Source organism: Tumebacillus algifaecis (assembly GCF_002243515.1).
Taxonomy (GTDB): Bacteria; Bacillota; Bacilli; order Tumebacillales; family Tumebacillaceae; genus Tumebacillus_A; species Tumebacillus_A algifaecis.
This window is the reverse complement of record NZ_CP022657.1, coordinates 1,497,894-1,522,870: the sequence shown is the minus strand read 5'-3', so window position 1 is coordinate 1,522,870 and position 24,977 is coordinate 1,497,894. Positions and strand designations below refer to the sequence as shown.

Annotated in this window: 10 protein-coding genes; 3 read left to right on the top strand and 7 right to left on the bottom strand. The window is 54.1% G+C overall.

Translation table 11 applies throughout. The annotated features are described in order from the left end of the window. Positions 1 to 25 precede the first annotated feature (25 nt). Genes CIG75_RS06725 through CIG75_RS06710 form a run of 4 tightly spaced genes read right to left on the bottom strand, consistent with a single transcriptional unit; the run spans position 26 to position 16,533 of the window. The gene (locus CIG75_RS06725) at positions 26 to 262 is read right to left on the bottom strand and encodes an acyl carrier protein (RefSeq protein ID WP_094235946.1); all 237 of its coding nucleotides are present in this window, start codon (positions 260 to 262) and stop codon (positions 26 to 28) included. Between the two features lie 14 nt (positions 263 to 276). After that, on the bottom strand, positions 277 to 4,731 hold the full coding sequence (locus CIG75_RS06720) for a type I polyketide synthase (protein ID WP_094235945.1): 4,455 nt from the start codon (positions 4,729 to 4,731) through the stop codon (positions 277 to 279). Between the two features lie 13 nt (positions 4,732 to 4,744). Beyond that, entirely contained in the window at positions 4,745 to 8,023 is a 3,279-nt protein-coding gene (locus CIG75_RS06715; protein ID WP_172844424.1) for a non-ribosomal peptide synthetase, read from the bottom strand. 29 nt (positions 8,024 to 8,052) lie between these two features. After that, complete coding sequence (locus tag CIG75_RS06710; RefSeq protein ID WP_094235943.1) at positions 8,053 to 16,533, bottom strand: non-ribosomal peptide synthetase; 8,481 nt, start codon at positions 16,531 to 16,533, stop codon at positions 8,053 to 8,055. Positions 16,534 to 17,190: 657 nt separating this feature from the next. Between CIG75_RS06710 and CIG75_RS06705 the strand changes: the two genes are divergently transcribed. From CIG75_RS06705 to CIG75_RS06695, 3 genes are read left to right on the top strand one after another with little or no spacing between them, the layout of a single operon-like run. Continuing rightward, positions 17,191 to 18,273, top strand: a complete 1,083-nt coding sequence (locus CIG75_RS06705) for a GerAB/ArcD/ProY family transporter (protein ID WP_094235942.1) — start codon at positions 17,191 to 17,193, stop codon at positions 18,271 to 18,273. 7 nt (positions 18,274 to 18,280) lie between these two features. Further along, positions 18,281 to 19,807, top strand: coding sequence for a spore germination protein (locus CIG75_RS06700; RefSeq protein WP_094235941.1), 1,527 nt, complete (start codon positions 18,281 to 18,283; stop codon positions 19,805 to 19,807). Between the two features lies 1 nt (position 19,808). Then, positions 19,809 to 20,963, top strand: a complete 1,155-nt coding sequence (locus CIG75_RS06695; RefSeq protein ID WP_227874375.1) for a Ger(x)C family spore germination protein — start codon at positions 19,809 to 19,811, stop codon at positions 20,961 to 20,963. A 156-nt stretch (positions 20,964 to 21,119) separates the two neighbouring features. Here the strand turns inward: CIG75_RS06695 and CIG75_RS06690 are convergent, their stop codons facing one another. The 3 genes from CIG75_RS06690 to CIG75_RS21605 all read right to left on the bottom strand — a co-directional run bounded on the left by CIG75_RS06690 (position 21,120) and on the right by CIG75_RS21605 (position 24,871). Further along, positions 21,120 to 23,594: a penicillin acylase family protein gene (locus CIG75_RS06690; protein WP_094235940.1), complete on the bottom strand. Its 2,475-nt coding sequence runs from the start codon at positions 23,592 to 23,594 to the stop codon at positions 21,120 to 21,122. Between the two features lie 18 nt (positions 23,595 to 23,612). Then, a complete protein-coding gene (locus CIG75_RS06685) occupies positions 23,613 to 24,389 on the bottom strand; it encodes a thioesterase II family protein (protein ID WP_094235939.1) in 777 nt (258 codons plus the stop codon). A gap of 380 nt (positions 24,390 to 24,769) precedes the next feature. Next, positions 24,770 to 24,871 carry an FDLD family class I lanthipeptide gene (locus CIG75_RS21605; RefSeq protein WP_227874417.1) on the bottom strand — a complete coding sequence of 34 codons (102 nt, stop codon included), beginning with the start codon at positions 24,869 to 24,871 and terminating at the stop codon, positions 24,770 to 24,772. Between the last annotated feature and the right edge of the window lie 106 nt (positions 24,872 to 24,977).

Genomic DNA, 24,977 nt, shown 5'->3' with positions numbered 1-24,977 from the left:
TTCTCCTCCCCTAGTTGACAGTTGGTTACGCTGCTTTTTTGGCAATGAGTGTTGCGATTGCATCGACCGAGCGGAAGTTGTCGAGGTCCAGATCCTCATTTTCCACGCGGATTTTAAACTCGCCTTCCACAAACATCACCAGCTGCATCGCAAACAGCGAGTTGACGAAGCCGAGTGCAAAGATATCGTCATCATCTTTCAGATCATCATTTCGAAAATGGCGGGACAGAAATTCGCGGATTTTTGCTTTGTTCGTTTCCATAAAAGGACAACCTCCTAGTTTTGTTCTTGCAGATTGGCAATTTCTTCGTCGCTCATCGCTTCCAGTTCGGCGATCATGATGTCTTCGATCACGACGGCCATGTCAGCGACGGTGTTGGCTTCAAACAGGACACGCAGCGGCAGATCGACTTGGAAAGTCGTGCGCAGACGCGAGACGACTTGGGTGCCGAGCAGCGAGTTGCCGCCGAGCTGGAAGAAGTTGTCGTGCACGCCGATCTTGTCGATACCGAGCAGGTCTTGCAAAATTTCGGCGATCATCTCTTCCAGCTCATTGCTCGGCTCCACGTACGCGTTCTTCAAATTCGGACGCGGATGGCGAGCCCCGTTGCTTTGTGTCGTATCGGTGACCACCTGCTGACCTTGCTGGTTGATAAACTTCTCAATGCTCAGATTGAGGTCTTGATTGGACAACACCAGCGGCAGTACAGGCTCGACCGACAAGGCGCGATGGAGCACGACCGCTACTTCCGCTTCATCCAGTCGGTCAAATCCGACCGTGATCCACGGTGTTTCGCTCTCCACGTTTTGCGCGGCGACATACGCATCCATGTACAGATGTCCTGCAGCCGGGCCCACAAAGCCCCAACCGCCCAGCACGGCCGCCAACGTCGATGCGGTGAACACGAAGTCGAGCGGGATGTCGGTCAGCGCCTGCTGCAACGCGTGCAGTCCATGTACGCGGCCTTGGAAGTGTGCAGCGCAGTCCGCTTCGGTCGTATCGGCGATCACGCTGATCGTATCCGAGTCGGCTGCAGCAGCCGCATGGATAACGCCATGCAAAGCGCCCCATTTGGCGATGATGTCAGCAACTGCCTGCTGCATCGCGGTCACATCGGCGACATCAGCTTGCAAGAGCATGACTTCAGCGCCTTTTGCTTCCAACGCTTGCACCGCCTCCAGACGGTTCGCAGCACCTGTGCGCGTGACGATGGCCAGTTTGACCTGCGGCGTTGCTGCCAGCGCTTGGGCCAGGTTGTTCCCCAACAGGCCGAGGCCTGTCACGAGGTACACGCCACCGTCGCGCAGGCGAGGCTTCTGCTCCAGAGCAACTTGCTCATAAGCTTGCGTCCAGCGCTGTGTGCCGCGATAGGCGGTGAGGCGCTCGGTCGGTTCGCCAAGCAGATCGCGGGTCAGTGCGTCGAGCAGGCGGGCTTCCGCTTTCGTTCCCGCTTGCGGAAGCAGGATGTCAAAGGCGCGTGTCGCGACGTTCGGCAGTTCTTGCGGCAAGACGCGCAGTGGCGAAAGCAAAGTCGCTTGCGCCGGATAGGTCTGATCCCGGCTTTCCACTTGGAACAGTCCATTCGTGATCACGACCAGTTCGACCTTCGCCGTGAGCTCCATTTTCGAAAGCGTCTGTGCGATGGCGATCAGCGAGTACAGACCGTTTTGTTGCGCTTCGTCAAATGTCGGTTCGGCGGTGGTCAAACTGCCGAGATGCACAATGTGCGTCGGGAGTTGTTGCGATTCGAGCAGGCTTGCAAACTGAGCGAGCGTGCTCGCCGTCTGCACCTCATGGCCGCCTGTGCGCAGGCGAGAGACCAAGCCAGCCGACAAGGAAGACTCCTCGCAGAACACCAGCAGGCGTTTCGTTTCTGCCGCCACATCCTCTTTCGCAAGCGGAAGCGCCTGTTTCCAGATCGGGGTGTAGAAACGCTCTTCGACCGGGCGAACCGCCTCACTTGGCAGGGCGGACGCGGTCGCGGTCGCCGCAGCGGCGACGGTCGCGGCCGATCCATCAATCCAGTAGCGCTGGCGATCCCAAGCGTAGGTCGGAAGCGGCACGCGCAGGCGCTCTTCGCCTTCGTTCATCTTGGCAAAATCGACATCGACGCCCGACAGCCACAAGTTCGCCACCGTGTTCAGCAGAAACGCTGTGTCCGACTGACCGTCATAGGAAGCGCGAATCGTCGGCAACGCAGTCAGGCCACTCTTCGCCTGCATCGCAAACGAAGAGAGCGTCGTGCCTGGCCCAACTTCGAGCAGCGCAAGATTTTCATCCTGTGCAAGTTCCACGATACCGTCTGCGAAGCGTACCGTCTGGCAGAGATGTTTCGCCCAATAGTCCGGATCGACCGCTTCGTTGTCGGTGATCCAAGTGCCCGTCACGTTGGAGACGAACGGAATCTCCGGTGCCTGTCGATCGAACGAAGCGATCAATCGTTTGAACTCTTCGGCGATCGGCTCCATCATCTTCGAGTGGAACGCGTGCGTGGAAGCGACACGAATCGAAGTGATGCCTTGCTCTCGGAGCGTCGTCTCAAGCGCAGCCACAGCATCCAACGTGCCGGAAACGACGAGGTGTCCGACCGTGTTGATCGTCGCGATCTGCAACTCTTCGCCAAGCAGAGGCTGAATTTGTTCGGCCGACATCGGAACGGCCAGCATCGCACCGTTTGGCAGTTGGGCGATCAGCTGAGCCCGTTTGGCAACCAGCTTCAGCGCATCTTCCAACGTGAACACGCCTGCTACCGTCGCGGCGACATACTCGCCAAGCGAGTACCCGATCAGCGAAGCGGGTTGGATGCCCCACGCGATCAACAGTTGGGCCAGCGCGTATTCGACCGCAAAGACGGTCGGGTGCAGATACTCGGTCTTCGTCAGTTCTTGCTTCGAGGTGTCCGCATCGGTTGTGTCGCGGCGCAGCAATTTGCGCATGTCGATCCCTTGCACCGCCGCTGGTTGTTCGTCACTTTGTGCCGGGAACAGCACCTCGCGCAGATCGCGTCCGATAAGCGGCTTCAAGCGGTCAAAACATGCGTCCAACTGCTCTTGAAACACCGCTTCTGTCGCATACAGCTCTTTGACCATGTTGGCGTATTGATCGCCGACACCGGGGAACAGGAACGCCACCGAGCGGTTCTCCACCTCGTTTTGTGCGGTGAGCAAACGCTTCGGATCGCGAGTTGCCAATGCCTGCGCCGCATCTGATGCGTCTTTGGCGACCAGCGCGCGGCGATGGCTGAACGCTTTGCGTCCAACTTGCAAGGTGTGCGCCACATCGGCAAAGTTTTGCTCGGTACGAGTTTGCAGATGGTCTTTCAACTTGTCGGTCATCGCTTCGAGCGAGCGTTCGCTTTTGGCCGACAGGAGCACCAACTGGCTCGAGCGTTTGGACGGGGCACTGTTGCGCTCCGGGAACTCCTCGAGCACGACGTGCGCGTTGGTGCCCCCGATGCCAAAGGAAGAAACGCCCGCACGGCGCGGTGTGTCGCCCGCTTCCCATGGTTTCAACTCGGTGTTCACATAGAACGGGCCGTTCTCCCAGTCGTCAAACTTCGGATTGGGCTTCTTAAAATGCAGACTGGGCACGAGCTCTTTATGCTTCAATTGATAGATGGTTTTGATCAAACCGGTAACGCCAGCCGCCGAGTCGGTGTGGCCAACATTCGTTTTGACCGAGCCGATCGCACAAAATTTCGCTTGGTCTGTCGCGTCGCGGTACACCTGAGTCAGTGCCGCCACTTCGATCGGATCACCCAGTTCGGTCGCGGTGCCATGCGTCTCCACATAGCTGATCGTGTCGGCATCGATGTCTGCAATCGCCAGCGCCTCCGAGATCGCCGCCGACTGTCCATTGATGCTCGGCGCCGTATAGCCGACTTTTTGCTCACCGTCGTTGTTGACCGCTGAGCCTTTAATCACCGCATAGATCGTGTCGCCATCCGCGATCGCATCTTCGATGCGCTTGAGCACCACCACGCCGACGCCAGAGCCTTGCGTACTGCCTTGTGCGTCTTCATCAAACGCGCGGCAGTGGCCGTCCGGGGACATCACGCTACCTTTGGTATACAGATAGCCAGTCTTTGGATGAATGACCGATACCCCGCCTGCCATCGCCATGTCGCACTCACCGTTGAGCAGCGCCTGTGTCGCCATGTGCACCGCGACAAGCGAGGTGGAGCAGGCTGTCTGCACGTTGACGCTGGCCCCTTTTAGGTTGAGCTTATAGGACACGCGTGTGGTCAAGAAGTCTTTTTCGTTGCCCATCATCACTTGCAGTTCGCCCGCCTGTGCCACGGTGGCGCGGTTGGGCAGAAGGTTGAGCAACAGGTAGCGGTTCATCGCCTGACCGCCATACACGGAAATCGCCCCTTGGTACGTGTCCGGGTTGCAACCTGCGTTCTCCAGCGCCTCCCAGCACGTTTCGAGGAAGAAACGATGGTTGGGGTCGAGGATTTCCGCCTCGCGTGGATTGAAGCCGAAGAAGCTGGCATCAAATTGGTCAACGCCTTTCATGATCGCGGCCGCTTTGACGTAGTTCGGGTCGCCGATCACCGCAGGATCATGGCCTGCTGCAAGCAGCTCTTCCTCCGTGAAAAAGGAAACCAGCTCATGTCCTTGTCGTAGATGCTGCCAGAATTCGTCGAGATTGTTCGAGTCCGGATAGCGTCCGGCGAGACCGACCACCGCAATCTCATCGACGCGGTCGGAAAAGTCTTGATGACTCATAGTGCAAATCCCCCTACTCTCTTCGATTCTTCGTCCGTGCGGCCCGACGCGATTTTAAATCTTTGCGGCGGTCTGCGCGGTCCTGTCCCTGTTTGACCGATATTTCTTCCGCATCGTCCCCCAAGAATTTGGCCAGGGTGCCGACCGTCGGGTATTGGAACAGTTGGACGACGGAGGTTTCGATCCCGAGATTCTCTTTGAGTTGGCGGTGAACTTGCAAAATCAAGAGCGACCCGCCGCCAAGCTCAAAGAAATTGTCATGAATCCCGACGCGGCTCACTCCTAGCACCTCTTGCCAAATCTCAGCAATCGACCGCTCCAAGTCGGTCCGCGGCGCGATGTAGGCGTTGCCAAGTTCAGGACGATCATCGTCCGGTCTCGGCAATTCTTTGCGGTTCACTTTGCCATTTGGTGTCATCGGCATCTCGTCCATGATCACAAAGGCGGACGGAATCATATACTCGGGCAGACGCTGCGCCAGATGCTTGCGCAAATCACCAGCCGTCAGCTCTGCCGATTGTAGCGTCACATAAGCGGCGAGGTATTTTTGCTCCGGGATGTCTTCACGATCGATCACCACCGCCTCGCGCACCCCTGGCGCTTCGGACAGCGCGTTCTCGATCTCACCCAATTCGATGCGATACCCGCGAATCTTCACCTGTCCGTCAGCCCGTCCGATAAATTGCAGGTTGCCATCGGGCAGGAAACGGACGATGTCGCCCGTCTTATACATCCGCTCACCGACGCGGAACGGATTTTGCACAAAACGTTCGGCTGTCAGGTCAGGGCGTCCCAGATACCCGCGCCCGACGTTGCGCCCTCCGATGTACAGCTCGCCCGGAATGCCGATCGGCACTGGCTGAAGGCGGACGTCGAGGACATAGGTTTGCGAGTTTGCAACCGGGCGTCCGATCGGCACATCATCATCTGGCAGCTCCTCGTTGTACACGGTCGCCGTCACGGTCGTTTCGGTCGGGCCGTACCCGTTGTAGAGCAGGTTGTGCTCGGTCGCCACTTCGCGCCAAGAGCGGATCATCGAAGGCAACGCTCGCTCACCGCCTGCGATCATCAGTCGCAGCGTCGGCGGCAAGCTCAGCTTCAGTTCAGCCAAATCGCGCAGGAACGTTTGGACGTAAGCGGTCGGCGGATTGAACTTGGTGATGCGCTGCTCGGTGAGCCAAGCCAAGAATTCATCGCTTGCCATCAGCGTCTTCTGCGGTCGCAGCACGAGCGTCGCTCCGGTGGCCAGCGTCGGGAAGATCTCTTCAACGGTGACATCAAAGGAGATCGAGGTGAATTGCACAATGCGATCGCTCGCCGTCACATTGTAGCGATCGATCACCCCATAGTGGTGTGAGACCGCGTTCCGATGCTCCAACATCGCACCTTTCGGCGCTCCCGTCGAGCCGGACGTATAGATCAGATACGCCAGATTCTCCGGACCGACTCCACTCTCGCAGTTCTCGGTGGCAAAGGAATCGATTTTGTCCCCGTCTCGGTCGATGCAAACCACGTTCGCGCTGTGTTCCGGCAAGCGTTCCAACAGCTCCGACTCGGTCAACAGCACGCTCACACCCGAATCGTTCAGCAGGTAGCGCAGACGCTCCGCCGGATAATCGGGGTCGAGCGGCAAGAACGCGCCGCCCGCTTTGAGGATGCCGAGCAGACCGATGATCAGGTTGATCGAACGGTTCATGCACAGGCCGACCAGCTTCTCCGGCCCGATCCCCATCTCTTGCAGATAATGAGCGAGCTGGTTCGCGCGGGCGTTCAGTTCCGCGTAGGTGATTCGCTCCTCCAGATGTTCCACCGCTACCGTATCTGGCGTTTTCTGCACCTGCAATTCGAACATCTGATGCATGCAAAGGTCGGTCCGGAAATCGGCTTCCGTGTCGTTGAACGTTTCGATCACCAGTTTCCGCTCCTCGGCGGTCAGCAACGGCAACGCGGCTAGCTCTAGGTCTGGGTTGCCTGCCAGCGCTTCGAGCAAGGTCAAGAAATGGGGGATCATGCGCTGAATCGTCGTGCGCTCAAACAGATCGGTGCTGTACTCAATACGACCGCTGATGCCCGCTTTCCCCTCGGTCATGCTCAAGGTTAGATCGAAGCTGGATGATCCGGTATCCGCGTCGAGCGCTTCCAGCGTCAGTCCGGTCAACGACAGATTTTCTACCGATGCGTTCTGCAGGTTGAACATCACTTGGAACAACGGCGTGTGCGAAATGTTTCGCTCCGGCGCCAACTCTTCGACCAGCTTTTCAAACGGAACGTCCTGATGCGCATACGCTTCAAACGCGGTGTCTTTGACCCGCTGGAGCAAGGTGCGGAAACTCATGTCCTCCGTCAGTTCGGTGCGCATGACCAGCGTGTTGACGAAAAATCCGATCAGCGGCTCAATCTCCTCGCGCGTGCGTCCCGCGATCGGCGTGCCGACAAGTTGGTCCTGCTGCCCCGTATAGCGGAAGAGCAGCGTTTTAAAGGCCGCAAGCAGGGTCATGAACAGCGACACACCTTCGCCCTGGCTCAGCGTACGCAGTTGGTCAGCCAAGCGCGCAGGTACGAGGAACGTTTCGAGCGCGCCGTTGTAGGACTGGACGGCCGGACGTTTGTGGTCGGCCGGCAGTTGCAGGATGGGCAGTTTGCCGCCGAGCTTATCCCGCCAGTAGCTCAACTGCTCGGTCAGGACGCCGCTTTCCAAATACTCTTTTTGCCAGTCGCCAAAATCGGCATATTGAATCACAAGTTCTGGCAACACCGCCTCTTCTCCGGAGAGCGCTGCGTTGTATAGCTGTGACAGCTCATAGATCAGCACGTTCATCGACCAGCCGTCCGAGATGATATGATGCATCGTCAACAGCAGGACGTGCTCCACCTCACTCAGCTTGAGCAGGGTCAGGCGAAGCAGAGGAGCCGTTTTCAGATCGAATGGCTCTTGAGCCTGTGACGTGATCTGCGCGGCGACTCGCGCTTGCTGCTCCTCTTTGGAAAGAGCGCTTAGGTCGATCAGCGGCAATTGCAGCGAGATGCTCGGGTCGATCACCTGCATCGCCACGCCGTCTACCTCTCGAAATGAAGTGCAGAGCGTTTCATGACGGACTGCGATCTGACGTAAAGCGTGCAGCAGTTGGTCGCTATGCAACGTTCCATTCAGCCTGACCGCGGTCGAAATGTTGTAGGCCGGGTTGCCTGGCATGAACTGATCAAGAAACCACAGCCGCTGTTGCGCATAGGAGAGGGGGAAAAGATAAACCCCCTCCTCCGTCCCCTGAAGCTCCTCTTTGGTATCGGTCAAAAGAAACATCTCCTTTGGCTCTATCGTGCCTACAGTTTTCGGCGTTCCCGGTTCAGCTTTTTCATCGCTGGCTGCTGCGGTGCCGTGACCGCTTTTTGCTGCAAACCTTCAACCATCGCAGACAGTTCCGCAATCGTCGCCACTTCAAACAAGGAGCGAACTGGCAACTCCACCGAGAACGTGGTGCGGACGCGAGTGATCAGCTGTGTGGCGAGCAACGAATGGCCTCCCAAGTCAAAGAAGTTGTCATGTACGCCCACTTGCTCGACGCCGAGCACTGCCGACCAGATCAACGCCATTTTCTCTTCCGCTTCGGTGCGCGGCGCCACATACTCGACGGTGCGCGTAATCACCGGTTCAGGTAGCGCTTTGCGGTCCACTTTGCCGTTGCTGGTCAGCGGAATCGCATCGAGCATCACAAATGCGCTCGGGATCATGTAGATCGGCAGTTTGTCTTTCAGGTCGTTGCGCAGTTCAGCGCTGGTCGGCGCATCCGCTCCGGTCGGTACGATGTAGGCAGCGAGGTACTTATCGCCGCCATCTTCGCGAGCGAGAACGACCGTCTGCACCACTTTCGGATGCTGGCTGAGCACCGCTTCGATCTCGCCGAGTTCGATGCGATAGCCGCGCACTTTGACCTGATGGTCGATGCGCGAGACGTACTCAATGTTGCCATCGGGCAGTCTGCGCACCACATCGCCCGTGCGGTACAGACGTTCACCCGGCTTGAACGGATGCGGGACAAATCGCTCCTCGTTCAGTTCCGGACGGTTCAGGTAGCCACGGGCAAGCCCTGTGCCCCCAACATGCAGTTCACCTGTGACGCCTAGAGGCACCAGTTGCTGGTTGGCGTCCAGAATGTAGAGCTCCGTGTTCTGTACCGCCTGGCCGATCGGCAGATTGCGCTCTTGTACGCAATGCGGATCAAACGTGTACAGCGTTGCGCAGATCGACGCTTCGGTCGGACCGTAGCCGTTGATGATGAGCATCTCAGGCAATCGTTGCGCCATTTCGGCCACAAGCGGCTCTAACACCGGCTCAACCCCGGTCAGGATGCGGCTCAATCTGATGTTGCGCGGCTGCTCATCCAACCACTGGTTGAAATCTTTGACCATGAACGGTGGGATAAAAGCGCATTGAATGGCGTGCTCTTCCAACCAGTGGAAGTAGGCGACACTGTCGCTTCTGATTTCATCCGGCATCAGATACAGCGTACCGCCCTCCATAAAACAGGTGAAAATCTCCAGCACGGACAGGTCAAAACCGTAGTTCGCCCACAGTGCGGCCGGTGCGCCCGGTTCCACTCTTTTGCGTTCGCTAAAGTCGCTCAGCATGTTGACCACACCGCGATGTTGCAACAGTGCGCCTTTGGGCAAACCTGTCGTCCCGGACGTGTAGAGCATGTAGCTCAAGTTGTCGGGGGTCGCAACGCGCGGCGGGTTCGCCGTGCTTTCGCTTGCATACTCAAGTCCAGTGCTGTCGAGCAACAAGATCTGGACGTCCGCCCCAGCAAAGGTGTCGGCCAGTGTGGACTGTGTTAGCAGAACGGACGGTTTTGCATCGTCAAGAATAAAGTGCAGTCGGTCTTTCGGATGCGACGGGTCGAGCGGCACATAAGCCCCGCCCGCCTTGAGCGTCGCGAAGATGGCGACAAGCAGTTCCGGCGAGCGCTCCAGCGAGATCCCGACGAACGTATCCGGGCCGACGCCGCGCTGTTGCAGCGCATGCGCCACTTGGTTGGCACGAGCGTTCAGTTCGGCATAGGTCAGTTGGCGACCATTGCCGAGCACAGCAGGAGTGTCCGGCTGTTGCTCCACCCAAGCTTCGAACAGGCTGTGCAGGGTGTCCTCGCTCGGGTAGTTCGCTTGGGTCTGGTTCCATGTAATCAATTGCTGCTCTTGTTCTGCAGTGGTGAGCAACGGCAGATGTTTGAGCTTTTGCTCCGGTGTCTCTACCGCGCCTTGCAACAAGGTCGCGTAATGGTTCAGCATGCGATCGATCGTTGCCGACTCGTACAGATCGGTGTTGTATTCGAGCGTCAAGACGATCCCGCGGTTCGTCTCGGTCGCCTGCAAAGTCAGGTCGAACTTGGCGGTCGCGCTGTCGCCTTCGATCCGTTCCGTTTTCAAACCTTCCATATAGAGGTCGAACGGCGCGTTTTGCAGGGCGAACATCACTTGGAACAAAGGCGTTTGGCTCATGTTCCGCTCCGGTTGCAGTTCATCAAGCAACATTTCAAACGGCACATCTTGGTTGTAAAAAGCATCGAGTGACGTGTCGCGGACGCGAAGCAACAACTCTTCAAAGCTCAAGTTCCCTTCGTCTACCTGCGTGCGAATGACCAAGGTGTTGACGAAAAAGCCGATCAGTTGGGACAGTTCTTCTCGGTTGCGGCCCGCCGAAGGAGAGCCGACGATGATATCGTTCTGCCCCGTGTAGCGATAGAGCAGCGTTTGGAAGGCGGCGAGCAACGTCATGTACAAGGTGACCTCGTTGCGGTGAGCCAGCACATTGACCTCTTCGGACAATCGTTTGGACAGCGTCAAAGTGCGCGCGGCCCCGTTGTACGTTTTCACCGCCGGCCGCGGCTTGTCGGTCGGCAGTTGCAGGACGGGCAGTTCGCCACCGAGTTGCCGTTTCCAATAATTCAACTGCGTCTCGAGCAAACTGCCAAGGCCCTTTTGCCACTGTGCGAAGTCCACATATTGGATCGGCAAGTCGGAGTGCACCAAAGGCCGTCCTGCCGTGATCGCCCAGTAATTCGCGGACAGCTCACGCATCAGGAGGCCGAGCGACCAGCCGTCCGCTACGATGTGATGCAAGGTGAGCAGCAAAATGTGCTCCTCTCGGCCCAAGCACAGCAAGGTTGCACGCATCAGCGGTGCTTGCGAGAGCGTGAACGGTTTGCGCGCCTCTTCGTCGGTGATGCGTACCGCTTCTGCTTCACGATCCGCTTCTGACAACCCTTGCAGATCGATCACCACAAACGGAACGACAGCTTGCGGCGCAATCACCTGCTTGGGCTGCCCATCCGTGGTGACAAACGAAGTACGCAGTGCTTCATGTTGAACCAAGATGACGTTCAAGCTCTCTTCCAGCGCTTGAAGATCCAACGGCCCCGTCAGGCGCAAACCACCTGGAATGTTGTAGGTTGCCGTACCACTTTGCAATTCTTCAAAGAACCACAGGCGTTCCTGAGCGAAGGAGAGCGGCAGATCGCCTTCCCGTGAGACGGGCAAAAGTGGCGGAAGTTCCGTTTTCGCCGTGCGTTGAATGAACGCTGCGAACTTCTCGACCGTTGGGAGATCGAACAGGCTGCGCAGGGCGATTTGCACCGAAAACACTTTGCCAACACGGGCGACAACCTGCATCGCGAGCAACGAATGTCCGCCGAGGTCAAAGAAGTTGTCGGTCATGCTCACACGTTCCACACCCAACAGCTCAGCGAAAATCTCCGCCAACTCCGCTTCCGTCTGATTGCGCGGCGCCACATATTGAACATCGCCGCGCGACGCTTCCGGACGGGGCAACGCTCGACGGTCAACCTTGCCGTTTGGCAGATGCGGGAACGCTTCGAGCATGACGTAAGCAGACGGCAACATGTACTCCGGCAAGATGCCTTGTGCATGGGTGCGCAGATCGAGCGAGGTCAAGTCCCCTTTCGCCACCACATAGGCGACGAGGCGTTGATCGCCCGGCACGTCTTCTCGTGCGATCACGACCACTTCCTGCACCTGTTGATGTTGGCTCAAGACCGTTTCGATCTCACCGAGTTCGATGCGGAAGCCGCGCACTTTGACCTGATCGTCGAGACGGCCAAGGTAGTCGATCAAACCATCGGGCAACCAACGTGCCATGTCGCCCGTTTTATACAAACGCCCATACGGGCTGTCAATAAACTTTTCTTCTGTCAAATCAGGACGTCCGACATATCCGCGCGCCAATCCTGCCCCACCGATGTGCAGTTCACCTGCCACACCGATCGGTACAGGTTGCAGGTGTTCATCGAGGATGTAGACTTGCGCATTGGCGATCGGGCGGCCGATCGGGATCAGCATGTTGACGCGCTCAAGGATGATCGCTACTTCATCGTCGATCGGGTCGAGATCCGTCTCATAGCTGACCGTCCAAGACGTCGTGTCGATGCACGCTTCGGTCGGGCCGTACAGGTTGACCAGCGAGGCGTTCGGCATCGTGTCGCAAAACTCGGTCGTATCGATAGGCGACAACACTTCACCACCGCAGAACACATAGCGCAGCGTTTTCGCGGATCGAAGCAACTTGCTCTTCAACAGTACGCTCAGCAAGGACGGCACCACTTGCAGCATCGTCACGCCATATCGTTTGATCGCATCCGACAGATAGACGGGGTCTTGATGGCCGCCCGGCTTGGCGATGATCAACTGGCCGCCAGCCAACAGCGGTGCCCAGAATTCCCAAACCGATGCGTCAAACCCAAACGGCGTTTTTTGCAAAATGCGATCCGTTTCGTTCAAGCCATACGTTCGGAGCATCCACAACATATGATTGCAGATCGCCCGATGTGGCAGCATGGCACCTTTCGGACGTCCTGTAGAACCGGAGGTAAAGATGACGTAGGCCAGATCTTCTGCCGTGACAGATTGAGTCGGATTTTCTGCTATTTCCCCGGAAATATCCGTTTGGTCCACCACGATCAACTCGGCTGTATGCGCAGGCAGACCTGCTTGCAAATGCGCCTGTGTCAACAGCACTGGCGGTTTAGCATCCTCCAAAATGAAGGCCAAACGTTCCTGTGGATAACTTGGGTCGAGCGGCACGTAGGCCCCGCCCGCCTTCAGCGTCGCCAGCAGGGAGACGACCATCTCCAACGAGCGCTCCATGCAGATGCCGACCAGCACATCTGCACCCACCCCCGATTTTTGCAAGCGGTGTGCCAAGCGGTTCGCCCGTTCATTCAGTTCGCGATAGGTCAATTCTGTGCTCTCAAAGACCACCGCGTTCGCTTCGGGCGTGCGTGCAGCCTGCTCTTCGAACAGGCGGTGCAAAGGTGCTTGTGTACCAAAATCGACTTCGGTCGCATTCCACTCCACCAGCAGGCGTTGTTGCTCCTCTGTCGGAAGGATCTTCGCTTCCCCGACTGTAAGTGCCGGATTTGCAACCAGCGAGTGGAGCAAGGTTTCAAAATGGAGAGCCATCCGTTCAATCGTCTCGGCGTTGAACAGACCGAGGTCATATTCAAAGGAAGCGATCAATTCCCCGTTCACTTCTGCCATCATCAGCGTCAGATCAAATTGTGCGGATCGGCGCTCCAGCGCCCACGATTGCAAAGGCAGGTCGCCAAGCATCATCTGTGCACTGGAGTCATTGAGTGCAAATCCGGTCAATCCGTCCTGATCCAGATGTGATTTTTGCAGGACGAACATCGCTTGAAACAGCGGTGAGTAACTTTGATCGCGCTTCGGTGCCAATTTTTCCACGAGCAGCGGGAACGGATAATCCTGATTCGACAGCGCTCCACGCACCTTTTGGGTCACCGACTGCATGAACTCAGCAAACGTGGGATTGACCGACAGATCGCCACGCACAACGACCGGATTGACAAAATAACCGACGGTGTTCGCATATTTCGCTTTGCTGCGCCCGACGGTCGGCGTGCCGACCAAAATATCGTCCTGACCCGAGTAGCGGTGCAAAAGCACCTGATAGGCGGACAGCAGCGTGGTAAACAGGGTCGTGCCCTGTGACTGAGCGAGTTCTTTCACTTGGGCGGTCAACGCCCCGCTCAGCTTGCGCGAGTGAGTGGCGCCAAAATGAGCCTGTGCACTCGGGCGCGGTTGGTCGGTTGGCAGGCTGAGCACCGGCAGTTCTCCGGCCAATTCTGCCTGCCAGTAGGACAACTTTTCCGCTCCTTCGGCACTGGACAGCATCTCGCTCTGCCAGCCAGCGAAATCGGCATACGCCGTTCCGGCAGCCTGAAGTTCCTGACCTGCATACAGCGCAGACAACTCTTGCACGATCACACCGAGCGACCAGAAATCGACGATGATGTGGTGCACCGCCAGCAACATCACATGTTCCCCAGTGGCTCGCGGGTACAAGTTGATCCGCAGCAGCGGCCCGTTTTGCAAATCGAATGGACGATGCATCTCCTGTGTCAAATGCGCTTGGACTTGTTCATTCGTCCACTGGGTTGCATCTTCCACAACGATCGGCACGTTAAGCTTCGCATGCACAACCTGCATCGGCTCTTCCTCATCCCGCACAAACGTGGTGCGCAAGAGCGGATGGCGCTCGACCAGCTTTGCGATCGCACCACGCAGTTGTTGTACATCGAGTCCCGACCCGATTTGTACGGCGCTGGCAATGTTGTACGCGGCGCTGTCCGGCTGCAACGTCTGCAAGAAATAGAGCGCACGCTGTCCGTGCGACAACGGATGCACGCCCGGCTCCATCGGCAGAACGTTTGTCGATGCTTCCAAAGCCCCTGCCAATTCGTTCAGCACATCGACTGTCAGCGTCGCAACGCTCGGACCTTCGAGCAGTACAGACAGCGGCAGATCGACACCGAAGCTCTCCTCGATCTCATGCTTCAACTCCACCGCCGTCAGCGAGTCCATGCCGAGCGCTCCCAGCGGTTTGTCACGTCCGATCTGCGCCGCCGACACTTTGAGCGCCTCCGCAGCCCGAGCCAGCAGATACTGCTCCAGCAGTTTGCCGCGCGCTTCCTGCTCCACAGCCATCAGGTCAGCTCGGCTCAGTTGTAGGTCAAGCGCTGCGTCCTGACCTTCCTCTGCCGCCGCTCGATCCAACACATCGGACTTCAACACGTCCAACCCACCGTGCAAAAAGCGATCTTTGCAGGCGTGGCGCTGAATCTTGCCCGACGAGGTCTTCGGAATGCTCGCAGGCTTCAACAGCACGATGCCGTACACTTGCAACTCATGCGCTTCGGCGACCGCTTGGCGCACGGTGGCGATCACCTCATCCAGATTGGACCTGCGCATCGAGCGCTCCACTTCTGCTGTGATCACCAGTCGCTCTTCTTCCTCGATCACGACCGAAAATGCGGCCAAGTTGCCCGTCGCGATCGCCGGGTGGCATTCTTGCACCGTAAACTCAAGATCCTGCGGATAGTGATTGCGCCCGCGAATGATGATCAAATCTTTCATCCGTCCCGTCACATACAGTTCTCCATCTTGCAAAAAGCCAAGGTCGCCTGTGCGCAAAAAGGGACCGGCTCCCGTTTCGTCCAGCATCGCGCAAAACGTCTCTTTCGTCTGCTCCGGGCGATTCCAGTAGCCTTGTGCGATCGACGGACCTGACACCCAAATCTCGCCAACCTGCTCCTCTGCGCAGAGAGTGAGCGATTCGACATCGACAACCACGACCTGCTGAGCTTGTGGCGAACGGCCCGACGAGACCAACGTCCGGCTGCCTTCGATCGGCTCGGTCAGCAGGACCGCCCGGTTCTGTTCCAATTGCTCGCCATCAAACTCATTGACAATCGGGAATTCCGCTTTCTTGCCCCCGGTGACAAGCAACGTGCCTTCCGCCAGCCCGTAACAGGAATAAAAGGCTTCTTTTCGAAAACCGCACGGTGCAAAAAACTCGGCAAACCGATCGAGCGTCTCTTTGCGAATCGGTTCAGCGCCTGTAAACGCCACCGACCATGTGGAAAGATCGAGTTGATCGCGTTGCTCCGGCGTGATCTTGTCGAGACAGAGCTCATAAGCAAAGTTCGGGCCGCCAGACACCGATGCTCTGGTGCGGGAGATTTCCTGCAACCAACGCAACGGACGTTGGACAAAGGCGACAGGCGCCATCAACGTCGTGTAAAAACCGGCATAGATCGGCTGCAAGATCCCGCCGATCAATCCCATGTCATGATACGGTGGCAACCAGATCACAGCGCGGTCCTGTTCCGATGTCTCAAAGCTGCTTTGAATCAGCTCCAAGTTCGCCAGCAGATTGCCATGTGTCAACATGACCCCTTTCGGCGCAGACGTCGAGCCTGACGTGTACTGCAAGAACGCCAAGGTCTCACCGTCGATCTTGGGCATTTTCCAGCGCTCCGCCTCGCTGTCTTTCACTTCATCGGTGTTCACCCACGCCAGATCGCTCAGACCCTCCGCGTCACCAAAACGCTTCTCCACACCGCTCAAAATCGCCGTTGTGGTCAGCGCGTATTTAGCTTCCGAGTCCTTGACGATCGCCTGCAGACGATCCAAGTTCCCGTTCTGCCGCGGCGGATAGGCCGGAATCGCAAACACTCCGGCATACAGGCAACCAAAGAAGGCGACTATATACTCCAGCCCTGATTGGTACAAGAGAAGCGCACGCTCTCCTTCCGCGCCCAGCCCCTGCAATACCGCCGCGACCGCCCGCGCCTTCCGATCCAGTTCAGCAAACGTGATGCGCTCTTCCACATTGTCTGATAAAAATGCGAATGCATCCCGGTCCGCCCAGCTTTGCGCTCTGATTTGCAACAGTTCGACCAGGGTTGCAACATTGACTCGGTTATCCACCATGTTTTATATCCTCCAATCTGGTAATACTTTCAGAACTTTCAACCAGATTTAAATCCGCCAAATCACCTAAAAATATATTTCTTCGCAGGTTAAGTATTCCCCTTCCTAACATACGTAAAATTTCTTAGTTACTTTATAACCTACTTTTCTCTTCACAATATAAACACATGACTTCCTTTAATAGAAATCCCGCTTACTCCCCATGGTTCCATTAGGTTCCATTTAGGTATAGACAACTCCGTACACACCGTTTTACAGGCGGAATTCGCCCTTTTCCGAATCATCTGAACCCTTGGTTCCGAATCATCCGGTTGTAATCGGGTGTTTACAAACATAACAACCTCATCCTTTTGATCGGATTTTCTTTGCGTAGACAGCAAGAAGTAACCCGCTTACTGTTAAGAAATGAACAGATCCCTGTCAAATAGACAGAGATCTGTTCATTTCGTGGAGCGGTCTTCTCTCGATTATTGAAGCGATGGTTGTGACGTTTTGTGCTTCCGTACCAGAATCATGCGGTTCGGATCGCAAGCAAGTCATTCGTACCTGTATTGGCTTTTCTTGTCGAACAGATCAACCATACATTAAAATACATCAAATGGAAAATACTCTTACCAGTATCAAGATACAAGATCCCCAAGAATGGAGATAAGCGATATGTCAACAGGCAAGAAAATTTCAGTTCTTAATGCCTATTTTATTATATTGCTCTCATTAGGGATTACTAATCATGTCATTCTGCTCCCGCTTCTTCTGCAAACAGCCAAACGCGACGCATGGGTCGGCGTATTATTGACAATGCTTTTGCTCATGATTTGGGTATATTCTCTTTGCTTCATTATGAAACGAACAAACCAGCAGTCCATATTTCCTTGGTTCAGGGAGCGCTACGGTGCCGTGGTCGGCTGGTTATTTCTGATCGTTTCCACATTTTATTTTTTCCTGATGGCTTTGATTATGGTAAGAGAGACATCCACTTGGATCAAAGTGACATACTTGCCACACACGCCAAAAGTGGTTGTTCTGATCGCCCTTGTCCTGCTGTGCATCTTCGTCGCCTTCAACGGGATTCGATCTATTGCAATCATATCTGGGATCTTGCTCCCCTTCGTTTGGATATTGGGTCACTTTGTAGCCGTAGCAAACCTCCAGTACAAAGATTACTCCTTACTGACCCCGTTATTCACCGAAGGGTACAAGCCTATGCTCAAAAGTATGATCGTTGCAGGTGGAGGCTTTCTGGAATTGATCGTTTTGATCTTCATCCAACATCATATGTCTCGTCGAATCAGTTACTTATCTGTTAGCATTCTGGCTGCTGTACTGGCTGGACTTACATTGGGGCCGTTAATGGGAGCTATTGCTAATTTCGGCTTTGAAGCGGCGATGCAACTCCGATATCCCGCTTATGATCAGTGGATGCTAGTTAGTATCACCAAATATATCACTCATCTTGACTTTTTTGCCTTGTATCAGTGGTTGTCCGGATCTTTAATCCGTATCTCCCTCTTCCTATTTATCATCACAGACATGATTCCTTTCAAGAACCAAAAGCGCCGTCTCCCCTTCTTGTTCGTACTTGGTGCAGCCTTGATTGGATTGACATTAAACTCAGCGGTCGATAAACAGATCGAATTATTCATATTAGGCAAGTACTCTGTGGTCTCTTTCACGTTTCTTGCGGCACTAACGATCATCATTGCCTTCTCCACGATCCTTAAAGTCCAATGTAAAAGGTGATAAGAGTATGACTGACAACTTCCTGAACAAGAGATTTCAAAGGAAAATGAAACAAAATAACCCAGCCGTGAAAAAGAACTCTGTTCCGGAAATACTGAACGAAGAATCGCTACGCTCTTTATTTGCCTCATCAGCAGATGTCGTCATGATTAACTTTCCGCATCAGCAACATCGAGCGATTTCGACGCTACTGATTTACTGCGAAGGAATGATTGATTCCAAAGTCATGCATCAGCACGTGCTACCCGATTTAGAACGGATGCTGGAGATTTTCGAAACTTGGGAAGAATTCGCTCTCGAGCTAGAAAAATCGATGGAATGGCGTCGATTGAACCAGCATTCTGAAGTAGCAAAGCTTCTTTTCGCTGGATGTGTAATCGTTTTTTTCCCGATCCAAGAGTGCTTTTATTCGATCAACATCGCCCAAGTGCCACAAAGACAAACCGAGGAATCAAATACTGAAATTTCCATCAAAGGCGCTCGGGACGGGTTTACCGAAGATATTAACACCAATGTGGCATTAATACGTAAACGGCTTCGTACCGCTTCCTTACACAATGAGCGGTGGGTCATCGGTTCCCGTAGCCAGACCAAAGTATCGTTGCTGTATTTTTCCGATATTATCCGTTCCGAAGTAATTGAAGAAGCGAGAGCACGCTTGAAACGGCTCGATGTCGATGCATTGGTAAGCAGTGGCCAATTGGAAGAGGGGATCTCCGATTCTTCTTTATCGATATTTCCGCTCGTGGATTACATCGGGAGACCCGATTTTGCAATAGAATGTTTGCTCAGAGGGCGTTTTATCATCTTGGTGGACGGTTCCCCGATGGCACTTATTGCCCCTTGCAACTTTTTTGAGTTACTAAAAACACCTGAGGATTCTTATCTGCCATACCATTTCGTTATTTTTGAGCGATTCCTTCGGCTGATTGGTTTGATTATGGCCATTTTCTTACCGGGTTTTTGGATCTCACTGACTTCCTTTAACATGGACCAGATTCCCTTCCCCCTGCTTGCGACCATCTCAACATCTAGGTTCGGACTTCCGTTTTCTACACCCATAGAATTTCTCTTAATGCTCGGCATGTTCGAGCTATTTAGAGAAGCAGGAATTCGTTTGCCAAAAGCTGTAGGTCAAACCGTAGCCGTCCTAGGCGGGCTGATCATCGGGGAGGCGGCGATTCGTGCCGGTCTTACATCACCAACCATGCTGGTCGTATCTGCCATAACGGCTGTGTCTACTTTCACACTTGTCAATCAAACGTTAAGCGGAACAGTTACCATCGTCCGGCTGTATATTTTCCTATGGTCCTCCCTGCTGGGAATGTTCGGTTTCTTTATCGGTATGTTGAGCCTCCTTGCTTACCTTTCCGTTCAGGAGTCCTTTGGTCTCCCCTATTTGGCACCTCTATCCCCGCTAACTTGGAAAGACCTTATGTCCGGATTACTAACCAAACCCTGGGCTGCTACTAAGAGAAGACCCGCGATGCTGAACACGCCGGATGACACTCGCCAAGAAAGGGATGCCGAATGAGATGAGAGTTCACAGTAAATTAATTAAGTTGATGCCCATTTTCTTGCTCGTAAACTTGATATGCGGCTGCTGGGATATTAAAGAAATCGAAAGCATCAATTACGTCACGGGCATCGGCATTGATTATGTGGATCAACATTTCGTTCTGTATGCCCAAATGATTGATTTTACAAACGTTGCAAAAACTGAAACTGGGAAGTCGGATAAGCCTGCCCAGGTGTGGATTGGAAAAACGAAAGGGAAAACGTTGAAGCAGGCCATGAACCGTCTTTATTCTTCAATGCAAGGGCGGACGTCTTGGAGTCATATCTCATGTATTATCATGAGCGAGAATGCCTTGAGGACAGATTTCCTCACCAGCACTGACGCAATTGGCCGCTATCAGGAAATTCGCCTTACACCATGGATATTCGGCACGAAAGAGCCGCTTGATCAAATCCTTACTACACCTGCATTCTTTAATGTATCCCCCCTGAATACGGTGTCACATGAGCCTGTAGAAGATTATAAACAACGCTCCTACATTGCCCCGACTCAATTTGTTAAACTGACAGCACAATTGACAGAACCGGCTACCACGATTTTGCTCCCCTCCTTGTCGATCAATCGGTCTACGTGGAAAAAAAACGAACAAAAAGAGCCGAAATTGTTTGTTGACGGAGCGTATGCCATGTCTGAGGGAAAGCTGATCGGCTTGCTTAACAATAAGAAGTTAACGGGACTCCGTTGGGTAGAGCAGAAAACGAAAGAGTCATTTCTCGCCATTACCAAAAATGGCGAAGATGCCGCTGTCTTGTCTTTGGAACATCCAAAGGTCCGAAAGTCAATGAAAATCGTGAACGGAAAACCGAAGTTTCAACTTCATATCAAATTAAATGGGAATGTAAATGAAGTCTATAAAGAGGTCACAAGGGAGGAACTCGAAAAAATCGCTGCGGAAGTAGTGCGAACAGAGGTCGTGACCACTTTTCAAAATGGATTAAAAATCAATTCAGATCCGTATCGTTTGGAGCATCTTTTGTTTAAACATAAAACTGGAGTTTGGAAAAGGTTAAAATCTTCGGGAGACTCCCTGCTGAATGAACACTCATTAGATTCCGTCACCGTCAAAATTAATTTGGACCACTTTGGTTTGAAAATATTACCTCTCAAGTAATAAGGCTCTAGAACTAGCATGGTCACTGTTATCAACTGCAATGAATGTTTGCAAAATGTTCGTACATACAAGAAACGGAGTGAAAAAACCTTGGATTCTCAAGGCCTTTCACTCCGTTCCAACTTCGCTTGATGCGAAATCAGGTTTACGTTCAATCTATTCAGGTTGAAGGATCAGTGTGCGTTCACCGTTCGCTTCTACGTCAGCACTGGTGAAGTGCATCGTTTTGTAACGCCCTTCCAGCCACATTTCGGTCTGATCTTGATAATGATCGGAGCCAAGCTGTGCAGAAGCGCCCATCGTCAGCGCATCTTTAGCACCATTTACATCATTCATATCGACCACAAAACGCCACGGAGCCCCGAGCACGATATTAAATGGTTTGCCGCGCGAGAAGCCGGCCATTCCGACCGTGCCGTTGCTGCCGCCGTACTCGTAAGGTCCGATGTTATACAGCAGATTGAGCGGCTTGATACTGCCGAGCGGATGGGAGAGGCTGAAAGTGTGCACTTTCCCCCACTTCCATTTGTCCGGGTTCTTGCCATGCTCCTCGGCCATCCAAGCCACCGCTTGTTTGAACGAATCGACGATCGCCTTCTCCTTCGAATCGTCCGTCCCTTGGAACCATTTCGGGTTGGAATCGCGCAGGATGACTTCCAAACCGTAGTTGGGCATAGCTGTACGATTGAAATGATAGAAAAACTCTTCAGTCAAATGCGGTTCAAAGAAGCGCGTATACATTTTGATATACATCGCATGGTAGACCACAGGCCCTGCCAGATCTGGTTCGTCCAGCGGGTTGCTCAGCCAGGCTTTCAGCACTTCGAACGCTTTTTGTTCCGTCTCGGTGAGATCGGCAGCTTGGAGTGCAGAAATGAACACCGGGCCGTGCTGTTTGGCTTGCAGGTTCAGCCAGTCCGTTTGCATGCGCTCCATATCTTCAAGGTTCAATTTGTCTTTCTCCTCGATCATCTGGCCGATGCGTGTTGCGCGGTACGGCAGATCATAGTCATAGGAGAGGTGGTAGGGGTAATCACCATCGACCGGCTTGTTGTTCGCCGAAGCGAAATACCCTTTCTCCGGGTTGATCGCGTGTGGCAGTTCATCCCAAGCGATATACCCTGTCCATTCATACTCGCTCGTCCAGCCCGGCACTGGTGACAGACCGTCGCCTTTGGCGCGAATCGGAACCGACCCCATCGCATGGTAGGCGATATTCCCTTCGACGTCCGCGTAGACCACGTTTTGGGCAGGTGCTTGGAACAGCTTCATCGCCGCTTCAAATTCCTTGTAGTTGTTCGCTTTGTCGAAACCGAGCATCGCTGTGATCTCATCGGTCGTATCATGTGCCGTCCAGCGCAGTGCCAACGGCTGCGTGACTTCTTCGGCCGTGCGGATCGTCTGCGCAGGTTCTTGATCTTTCGACACATAGGAATCGAGCATGTTGGTGATGATCGGGCCGTGACGGGAGATCACAATCTCTGCTTTCACTGGCTCGGCCTGCCCTTTGACCTTGATTTCCTCTTGAATCACTTTGGCATCATACCACTTGCCATCATATTCAAATTGATGCGGATTGGCCGGATTGGGCTTTTCGATAAAGAGATCTTGCACGTCGGGTGCGAGGTTGGTAAAGCCCCAAGCCACTTTGTCATTATGTCCTACGATCACGCCCGGAACGCCGGGGAAGATCGCGCCGGTGACGTTGTATTTACCCGGCAGTACGAGATGATTTTGATAGAAGGTCGAAGGTGCGCTCAGACCCAGATGCATATCGTTGGCGAGGAGCGGTTTGCCCGACTCCGTTTTCTTGCCGGAGATGACCCAGTTGTTACTGCCCAAACCTTCGCCGGGCAGCGCCTTTTGATCGGCTAGGTCGAGTGCGACAAGAATGCTATCGACCGTTTCCTTGGAAAGCGCGACTTTCGGGCGCTCTTCCTCGCTTACCTCAATCGCTTTTTCCATCTCCGACTGTTTGACGATGGTCGGGTGGACTTGATCATATTGGTAGAGCAGCGACAGCAGCTTGTCTTCATCGAGCTTCGGCAGGGCCACGCCCATGAACAGCTCGGTGCGCATGTTGGTGCCAAGTTCCCACGCCATGTATTTGCCGATCGAAAGCGAATCGAGCGGCGTCCACGGCTCCGGTTTGAACCCGAGCATCGTGTACTCGACAGGCAGGCTGTCCGCATGGTCTTCCAGGTATGCGTTGACGCCGTCCGCGAACGCTTGCAACGCTTTCATCGTTTCTGGATTCACCTTGGACATGCCTTCTTCCGCAGCTCGACGGAACCCGATCGTGCGGTTGAAATGATCCAGTTTGATCATTTTCTCGCCCATGATTTCCGCAAGATTCCCGCCGATGTTGCGACGGGACAGCTCCAATTGGAACATGCGGTCTTGTGCTTGCACGTACCCTTGTGCGAAGAACAGATCTTTTTCCGTTTCCGCGTACAGATGCGGCACGCCATATTGATCGCGCACGATGCGCACCGGTTTGTCTACACTTGTGATGATCTCGCCCTCGATGGTCGGCAGTGCCCGATGCACCATGTAGTAGCTACCACCACTGGCAGCTAACACGAGCAGCAGGACGACAGACAGCGAGACCAGCAAAATTTTCTTTAGCAAGCCTACCCCTCCTCGATGTTATAACAGGTTGACAATTCGTTTCAGTTCGGAGGTCAAATCGGCCAACAGAGCTTGGCGACTCTCCGGTTGGTTGAGGAAGAAATGATCCCCTTGGTACATCTGCAATTTGAACGCTTCGGTGGTCTGCTCACGCCATGCATCATGGTTCGCTTCCGAAATGTCCTTATCGCTGATGCCGCCATAGCAATGGATCGGAATGCGAAGCGGATCTTCCGGCTGATACACGTACGTCTCATTGACCGCAAAATCTGCGCGCAGGACCGGGGTCAGCAGTTCCATCAGCTCTTCATTTTGCAATATCGCTTCCGGAGTGCCATTGAGCGTGCGCAGTCGCTCGATGAACTGATCGTGCGGCAGTTGGTGCACCGGATCGCGCTCAATCTTGCGCTGTGGAGCGGTGCGTCCGGAGACAAACAGGTGCACAGGCTCAAGTCCGACCTTTTGGCGGCGCATTTCGCGCGCCACTTCAAAGGAGATCAACGCCCCCATCGAATGGCCAAAAAACGCAAACGGACGATCCATGTGCGGCTTGAGCGCTTCGACGATCGCTTTGACCATCGGTTCAATGCGCGTATACGGTTCATCCATCAATCTGCTCTCTCGCCCTGGCAACTGAACGGAACAGACATCGACTTCGGCCGGAAACTCCTCTTGCCATCCTCGATAAATCGCCGCACTGCCCCCCGCATATGGGAAACAGAACAGCCGCAACCGTGCATTTGGCTTCTGTTTTCTGTGTGCAATCCACTTATCGGTCGTACGCATCGTTGACATTTTGCAAATCTCCTCTTTCAGTTACATGTTATGCGCAACACTTAATTATTCGCAGAATACTAACTTACTATTTCGATATTGAAAAAGGGAGTTCCTTCACGAGGCACCTTCTTTATTTACTAGAATTGATCACCATGATTTAGCAGGATGCAGGGGGTGAATTCGGAAACTTTTTAAATTAAAAAGTCTTTCGGATATTTTACATCCGAAAGACTTTTCTCATGTGGCCTACTGAGTCGGATCGCAGGTACGCCCACAGGACGGCGACCCATACAATCTTTCCAACTCACCCTGAACAACGTGTCCCATTTGAACATCCAAATCGAATTTGTGTTCCAACTTCGGAAGTTCCGTACTTACCAATGTCTTGCTGTCAACAATTAGTTATCAATATCGCATCCGTTAATGCAGGACGTGTTGCCAGAGATTTTTTCCAACCCATCTTTAGCAATGTTCCCAACTTGAACATCCAGATCGAACATGTTTTCCATTTCTTCACCTCCATGTCTAGTGTAAAATAAACATACATGTATTTTAACTCATACACTATAAAAATAGTAATGAATTTTCGAATAATTATCAATACAA

Bases quoted from the DNA above. Each gene is read 5' to 3' on its own strand.
- CIG75_RS06725 (WP_094235946.1), bottom strand. From the start codon at position 262: ATGGAAACGAACAAAGCAAAAATCCGCGAATTTCTGTCCCGCCATTTT.
- CIG75_RS06720 (WP_094235945.1), bottom strand. From the start codon at position 4,731: ATGAGTCATCAAGACTTTTCCGACCGCGTCGATGAGATTGCGGTGGTC.
- CIG75_RS06710 (WP_094235943.1), bottom strand. From the start codon at position 16,533: ATGGTGGATAACCGAGTCAATGTTGCAACCCTGGTCGAACTGTTGCAA.
- CIG75_RS06705 (WP_094235942.1), top strand. From the start codon at position 17,191: ATGTCAACAGGCAAGAAAATTTCAGTTCTTAATGCCTATTTTATTATA.
- CIG75_RS06700 (WP_094235941.1), top strand. From the start codon at position 18,281: ATGACTGACAACTTCCTGAACAAGAGATTTCAAAGGAAAATGAAACAA.
- CIG75_RS06695 (WP_227874375.1), top strand. From the start codon at position 19,809: ATGAGAGTTCACAGTAAATTAATTAAGTTGATGCCCATTTTCTTGCTC.
- CIG75_RS06685 (WP_094235939.1), bottom strand. From the start codon at position 24,389: ATGTCAACGATGCGTACGACCGATAAGTGGATTGCACACAGAAAACAG.
- CIG75_RS21605 (WP_227874417.1), bottom strand. From the start codon at position 24,871: ATGTTCGATCTGGATGTTCAAGTTGGGAACATTGCTAAAGATGGGTTG.